This window comes from Kitasatospora sp. MBT66, from assembly GCF_000710405.2.
GTDB lineage: Bacteria > Actinomycetota > Actinomycetes > Streptomycetales > Streptomycetaceae > Kitasatospora > Kitasatospora purpeofusca.
The window spans coordinates 141,744-147,919 of the sequence record NZ_JAIY01000022.1; the positions used below are offsets into that span (position 1 = coordinate 141,744).

Here is a 6,176-nt window from a genome sequence, read left to right on the forward strand (position 1 = left end):
CCGGCGGCTACGATCCCGGGCATGGACAGCGCCCCGCCGACCGCCGCCACCGATCAGCCGGCCACCACCGGCGACCAGCCGGTCCGGCGCTGCGCCCGGCCGGGCTGCGCCCACCCCGTCCCCGCGTCGCACACCGGGCGGCCGCGTACCTACTGCTCGCGCTCGTGCCGCAGCAAGGTCGACCGCGCCAAGGCCAAGGCCCGCGATGCAGCAGGCGCGGCAGGGAGCGCCGCTGCACCGAATTCGGGTGCAGCACCGGGCGGTGCAGCAGCCGACCCGGCCGCTGCACCGGCGGCCGGGGCCGGGGCCGACGACGTCCTGGCCCGCTGGGGCCAGGACGGCCGGCATCTCCTCGGCACCGCGGAGGCGCTGCACCGCCGGCTGACCCGCTTCCTGGAGGAGACCGCTGGCGATCCGGCCGTGGCGTTCGCGGAGCTGGCCAAGGTGCTGCCCGTCTACGGCACCCGCGCCTACATGGCCGCGCAGGACATCCGCGACAAGGCCCGCTGGCCGCACCTGGACGAGCACGAGCGCCTCGTCGCCCGCTCGCGCGAGCGGATCGACCACTGGGACCACGACGGCGACGGCCCGGACAACGACGACGGTGTCGCGCCGGAGGGGACAACCGCCTCGCGAGGCGAAACCCCGGCCGCCCCTGCCCCGACCGAGCAGACGCCACCTCCCGAGCACGAGCCGGAGCAGGAGACCGAGCCGGTGCCGGCCTGGCGCTCGGCGGCCGAGGCGGCCGAGCAGGCCCGGCGGGCGGCCTGCACCGACCCCGAGATCCGCTTCGACTTCCCCGACCTCCTGGACGACCTCGAGCCCACCTTCGGCCCCGGCTGGGAACTCGGCTCCTGGCTCACCCCCGCCGCCCACGGCGTCCTCCAACTGCGCCACGACAGCACGCCGATCGGCTGGACCGCGCCCCTGCCCGACGGGCCGTGGGGACAGGCCGGCTGGATCGCCCTCCTCCACCGGCCGGGCGGCGCCAGGCTCCTCGTCGACAACCTCTCCCGCCCCAGGACCCACCCCACCGCGGACCTCGCGCTCGACGCCGTCCTGCGCACCCACCGGACCCGGCCGCCCGTGGGTCATGGGACGTGAAGCCGGTTCGTCATGACGTCGGACAGCACCTGCTGATCGGCCGGGCGGGCGTTTACGAGAACGGGACACCCCGGTAGGTCGGGCGCGGCATAGTGCTCGGGTGACCGCGACTCCCGCCCGCCTGGACCCGCCTGCCCGCCGACGCCGCCACGCCCGGCTGATCGCCGCCCTGACCACCGCCGTCGGCGCCTGCGCCGAAGCGGCGGGCAAGGTGTACGAGCCGATCGCCGCCGCGCCGCCCGGGCAGGAGACGGTAGTGGTGGACCCGCTGCCGGTCGTCTACCTCAGCCACACCGCGGCCCCGCTGCTCGAGGCGGCCCGCGCCGAGGACGAAGCCCGCTGGCCCGCCGCCGTCGCACGCGAGCGCGAGCACGGCCTCCGCACGTTCGCCGCACGGGTGGCGGTCGCCCGGGCCCAGGAGCTCCTGGAGGAACCCGGGCCAGCCGGGCCGGTACCGTTGCCGACCGCGGAGCAGGGCGCGGCCATCGACCTCGCGAGCGCCGGCGACGAAATCGCCGAGCTGTGGCGCGAAGACCCGGCGCAGGCCCTCGCCCGGGCGGGGGAGCTGGCGGCCGGCGGGGAATTCACCGCGGCCGAGGTCCTGGACACGGCGGTCGACACGGCCATCGGCGCAGGGCTGCTGGCGCTGGCCGACGCCCGTACCGCCTCCGACCCGAGCCTGATGGCCGAGCAGTGCCTGCAAGCCGTCCCGTATTTGGTGCTTGCGGTGGCCCTGGCGTCCGCCGACCCGCACTGACCTCGAGCACCACTGCCCCGCGCTGCGACTGCCGCGAACAGCCGACGACCGCCAAGAGCAGCCCGCCTCCCGGCCGCGGCGCCGGTGATCGGCTGACCTGGGCCGGATCTTGTGAGGTGTCTTGTCGGACACCTTGTCGGACACCTTGTAGAGCGTCTACCCGGGTGTCTTGTGGGCACCTGACGATTCGCCCCGGCACGGCATCGAGGCAGGTCAGAGCCCATGTGGAGCAGGCCGGAAATGCCGACAACCCCTTTCCTTCTGCTTGGTGGGTGATTGGCGGTCGGTCGGTTGGGGTTCGCGCCTGCGGCGGGCTGTTGGTCTTTTCGCGTCCGGCGGAGCCGTCCGCGGCCTGCGGGCCGGCCGACGGTCGGCCGGCCGCGCCGGGTTCCACGTAGGTACCACCGCAGGTGCTCCCGCAGGTACCACCGCAGGTGCTCGCGCAGGTACCACCGTAGGTACCACGGCCCTTCCCGCGTCGATCCGACGTTTCCCCAGCTCAGAGCCAGTTTTTGGCGCGCCGGAAATTCAGACAACCCCCTCTGTCTGTCCCTCTCCCTGGTTGCTGGTGGTGTGGTGGGTGCGGTTTGGGTGACGGTCCGGACGGCGGGGGCTCTCACCCTGCCGGGGGCTGTTGGCTTGTGGTGCGTCCGGCGGTGCCGGCCGCGTCGTCCAGGCCGCCACCGGCCCGGCCTGGGCTCGTTGAACGCCTCGTGAGCAACCCGTCGTCCGCCCGGCGCGCCCTCGGCCCCGGCGCGTCCCGCGCCCTCGGCCCCCAGCGCCCCCGGAGCCGCCAGCAGCCGCCCTGGGCGGGCCCGGCCGCCGTCCCGGACCCACCGGCCCGCCCCAGCGCTCCGCAGGCCGCCCAGCGGCCCGCCGAGCAGGCCGTCGACGCCATCGCCGCGCTGCGCCATGTCCGCGCCCCGGCCGCCGTCCTCCCGCAGTACCTCGCCGCAGCCCGCACCCCGCCTCCGCCACCGCCGCCCGCTCGGCTGCGCACCGTCCCGTCCCCGACGATCTCCGGGACCGGCACCCTGGCGGGCTGAAAGCCGGCGTGCCGAAGGCCCGCGCCGGGTACTGTCCAACCAGCACCGCCAGACCGCCCGGACGGTCGCCGGGAGCCGGTGAGAATCGCCCCGCGACCCGTTGTCCCGGGCCCGGATCGGCCCGGCGGCACGCTTCCAGTACCGCTTCCGATACCGCTTCCGGTCACCCCCCACCTTGATGGGGCATCAACACAGGTCAGACCCCCTGTTCAGGCCGTCCGGAAACGCCGACAACCCTTCTGTCGCCTGGCGCGGCTCCCTCAGGGTCTCGCTCCGGGCCACTCGGGCCCTTCGCCCAACCCCCGGGCTGTCCCCCGGCCCCCAGGGCGCAGCCCGGTGCTCGCGCCGCAGCCGGGCAGCTCGGGCGTTCCGGTGAGTGCGGGCGGCCGGGCCGGCGGGTCGGCGGCTGGCCAGGGCGGCTGGCCGGGTCGGCGGGCGGGCCCGGTCGGTGGCGGCCGCGGTGGGCGTGATCGACTTGTCGGCGGCGTGCGGTAGGCAAAGCAGTCAGCCACCGCACCGCAGACCAGCGAGGGGGAGCGCCGTGAGCCACCGCCAGCCCGCCCCGGGCACACCCGACCAACCCGACGGCCAGGCCGCCGCCGCCGTGCCGCGCAAGCGCACCCGCAAGGCCTCCAAGACCAACCCCGGCGGCTCCTCCAACGACCTGCGCGCCGACGTCCTGCGCGCCATCGCCGTCCTGAAGATCGCCACCGCCCACCAGCTCTGGCGGCTGCTGCGCCCGGACGCACTGGAGAACAAGTTCGCCCGCGCCGCGCTGAACGATCTGGAGAAGAAGCGGATCACCGTCAAGCACGGCACCGGTGAGGACGGGCGGGACATCTGGGGGATGACCACCGCCGGGCGCGACGCGGCCCGCGCGCTGTTCCCCGACGGCCGCAACATGGGCGGCATCGCCCGCAAGGCCGGCACCAGCTCGGCCGCCGGGCACGCACTGGCCGTCACCGAGACCATCATCGCCTTCGTCGTCGGCGGCACCGGCCCCAACATCCCGGACAAGCAGGTCAACGGCGACCGCACCGCCCCCGGCGTCGGGCCCGGCTTCGGCCGGATCGAGCAGTGGGCCACCGAGATCGAACACACCACCCCGCACAAGCCCACCGTCCGCGCCGACGCCGTCCTGCAAGCCCCGGACCACGGCCTGCCGGTGCTCCTGGTCGAGGTCGACCTCGACAACGAGTCCAACCCGATCGTCGCCAAGAAGCTCGACGACTACCGCGGCTTCTTCGACCACCGCCACCCGCTGCCCAACCCCCACTCCCGCGGCACCATCGGCTACCTGGAGTGGAAGAAGACCGAGCCGCACTGGTGCCGCACCTACCCCGGCACCGGCCGCCCCGGCTACCCGCCCGTGGCCATCGTCCTCGGCCACCTCGGCGAGCGCGCTCTGCGCCAACGGGTGACGGCCCTGACCGAGATGACCCGCCGCCACTGGCAAGGCCAGCACCTCGGCGACGGCTACTACGACCGCAGCGAAGCGATCCCGATCCTGTTCACCAGCCTGGAGATGCTGATCGAGCGCGGCCCCCTCGCCGCCGTCTGGCGCCGCGCCGGCCGCCCCGGCCCCCTCCAGCCCCTGCACGCCGCCCTCGACGACCACGACGGACCCCGCGCGTACGCCCAGCACCAGAACGCCCGCCGCGCCCAGCAGCAGGCCGACCAGGACGCCGCCGACCGCCGCCGCCAGCAACGCGAACTCCTCGCCACCGCCTGCCCCGACTGCCACCGCACCGCCGACAAGTACAAGAACCCCCGCTACGCCTCCGACGGCGAGAAGCTCTGCCACTTCTGCCAGCAGAAGGCCGACCAGGCCGCGCAAGCCGAAGCGGCCCAGCAGATCACCGCAGCCGCCCAGGCCCACAGCGAGCGCGTCCAGATCGCCGAGAACGCCTCCTTCCTCCGCACGGTATTCGGCCCACGAAAGCCGAAAGAAGCCAAGGAAAAGAATCACTGAGAACACCAGAAATGCGGCGACTGCGAGCACCTTGATTCTCAAGGCCCGCCGTCGCCGCACTTTCGTATCTGGTTGCGTACCTGGTTTCGGCTCTGGTTGCGTACCGGGTTTCGTTTCTGGTTTCGACTAGAGAACCACCTCCACCGCCGACCGGGGGTAATCCCGCAGCTCAAGACCGGTTAGTTCACCCGGCCCGATGCCGACTTGCCTCTGTGCGCCCCCTGCCCTGCCGATGGGTGGTGGTGTGGGGTGGGGAGCGGGTGCGCACGTCGGCCCCGACGACGCTGCGCTGTGCTCTTTCTTCTTGGGCCTGGCGGCCGGGGCGGGGCAGCCGGTGGGTTGTCCGGGAAGGAGGGCGCCACCCGCCCCGCTCGTACAGCTGCGCCTCCAGGTGCTCACTCAGGCGCCCGCTTGGGTGCGCGTTCGGCCGCTCGCACAGCCTCACAGCCCGCTGCCGGACCAGCAGCAGCGCAGCAGGTCAGAGCGACACCGGGACGTTTTCACCGGGCCGACTTACCTGTCCTGCTCCCTGCCTGGTGGTGGGTGGTGTTGGTGGGCGGGGGCGGGCGTCGGCCGGTCGGTGCGGGACGCTGCGCTGTGCTTCTTCTCCAGCGTCCGGCTGGTGCCGGCCGCGCGGTGGTGCGGTGGTGCGGGAGGGCGGGGCAGGGTCGGCGGCGGGTCGTCGTCACCGCCCTGACCGCCGGTGACGCCCCCGTCCCCGAGCCAGCCGAGCCCACTCACCAGCCACGGCGGGAATTGCTGACCGGCGAATTCTGAAACACCCGCGACCTACGCCGGAAAGTCGAACCGTCCGGTGCCAGGCGAGGCCAACTGATAGAATCAGAACGCAAAGCAACGCCCCTTTCAGGAATCGCCGAAAGGCTCGAAGCGGTCCGGTCCACACCCCAGCTGCGGCGGGATCGTGTGACGGGTGCAAGTTGATACACTCCTGAGAGGTGACCATCCGGCCACGGTAGCCCACTTCCGTCACTGATGGTCCGTCAGATCACGGTCTAGACCAATCCAGCAGGAGTGAAGCCGACCCGCACGCGTCCCCGACGCCCACCCTTCCTCCCAGTTAGCCTGTCGTGAGATCAGCCAAAATCCCAGTTCAACCATGTGAACGAGCCTCAGCCCACCCGCACCGTGGAGCGAAGCGGAGCGGTGCCTGGCCCGAGCGGAGCCGGGCCGGCCTGACCGAAGGGAAGGCCACGGACACGCGGAGCGGGTCCGCCCACCGCCCGGAGGGCGGTGGCGAAACGGAGGCCCGAAGGGCTGGAGGGACCCGCTCCGCGGG

The 6,176-nt window shown here is 73.4% G+C and carries 4 protein-coding genes; all 4 read left to right on the forward strand.

Annotated elements, in window-relative coordinates:
- The first annotated feature begins 21 nt into the window (after positions 1 to 21).
- The 4 genes from BI06_RS43890 (at position 22) to BI06_RS43905 (ending at position 4,879) form a co-directional block, all read left to right on the forward strand.
- Entirely contained in the window at positions 22 to 1,104 is a 1,083-nt protein-coding gene (locus tag BI06_RS43890; protein WP_043478352.1) for a hypothetical protein, read from the forward strand.
- A gap of 100 nt (positions 1,105 to 1,204) precedes the next feature.
- The gene (locus BI06_RS43895) at positions 1,205 to 1,861 is read left to right on the forward strand and encodes a hypothetical protein (RefSeq protein ID WP_043478355.1); all 657 of its coding nucleotides are present in this window, start codon (positions 1,205 to 1,207) and stop codon (positions 1,859 to 1,861) included.
- Positions 1,862 to 2,574: 713 nt separating this feature from the next.
- Positions 2,575 to 2,907 (forward strand): hypothetical protein, encoded by a 333-nt coding sequence (locus BI06_RS43900; protein WP_043478357.1) that lies wholly within the window; start codon positions 2,575 to 2,577, stop codon positions 2,905 to 2,907.
- A gap of 541 nt (positions 2,908 to 3,448) precedes the next feature.
- On the forward strand, positions 3,449 to 4,879 hold the full coding sequence (locus BI06_RS43905; protein ID WP_043478359.1) for a replication-relaxation family protein: 1,431 nt from the start codon (positions 3,449 to 3,451) through the stop codon (positions 4,877 to 4,879).
- Positions 4,880 to 6,176: the final 1,297 nt, after the last annotated feature.